This window comes from Curtobacterium luteum, assembly GCF_001475545.1.
In the GTDB taxonomy this organism is placed as follows: domain Bacteria; phylum Actinomycetota; class Actinomycetes; order Actinomycetales; family Microbacteriaceae; genus Curtobacterium; species Curtobacterium luteum_A.
This window is the reverse complement of the sequence record NZ_LDQC01000198.1, coordinates 1-532: the sequence shown is the minus strand read 5'-3', so window position 1 is coordinate 532 and position 532 is coordinate 1. Positions and strand designations below refer to the sequence as shown.

1 protein-coding gene is annotated in these 532 nt (G+C 68.8%); it reads right to left on the bottom strand.

What is annotated here, in order from left to right; all coding sequences use genetic code 11:
• Positions 1-38: 38 nt before the first annotated feature.
• A partial coding sequence (gene ccsB / locus NS184_RS17160) for a c-type cytochrome biogenesis protein CcsB (protein WP_152998323.1) occupies positions 39-532 on the bottom strand: 494 nt, incomplete at its 5' end.

Genomic DNA, 532 nt, shown 5'->3' with positions numbered 1-532 from the left:
TGCCTCCCGTCCGTCGTGGGCGCGTCAGCGCCCCGGGCTCACAGGCCCGAGTAGCTGTGCAGGCCCTTGAAGAAGACGTTGACGACGGAGAAGTTGAACATCACCGCGCCGAAGCCGATGAGCGCCAGCCAGGACGACCGGGCGCCACGCCAGCCGCGGGTCGCGCGGGCGTGGATGTAGCCGGCGTAGAGGACCCAGATGATGAAGGTCCAGACCTCTTTCGTGTCCCAGCCCCAGTAGCGCCCCCAGGCCCGCTCGGCCCAGATCGCGCCGGCGATGAGCGTGAAGGTCCAGAGCACGAAGCCGACGAGGATGACCCGGTAGCTCAGGACCTCGAGGCGGTCGGCGTCCGGGAGTGTCTCCATGAAGCGCAGCTTCTTCGAGACCGGGCGGCCCTGGCGGTAGGTCTGCACGAGCTGCGACACCGCGAGTCCGGCGCCGAGCGCGAAGAAACCGGTACCGGCGATGGCGACGAACACGTGGATGACGAGCCAGTACGACTGCAGCGCGGCCACGAGCGGCACGACCGGGA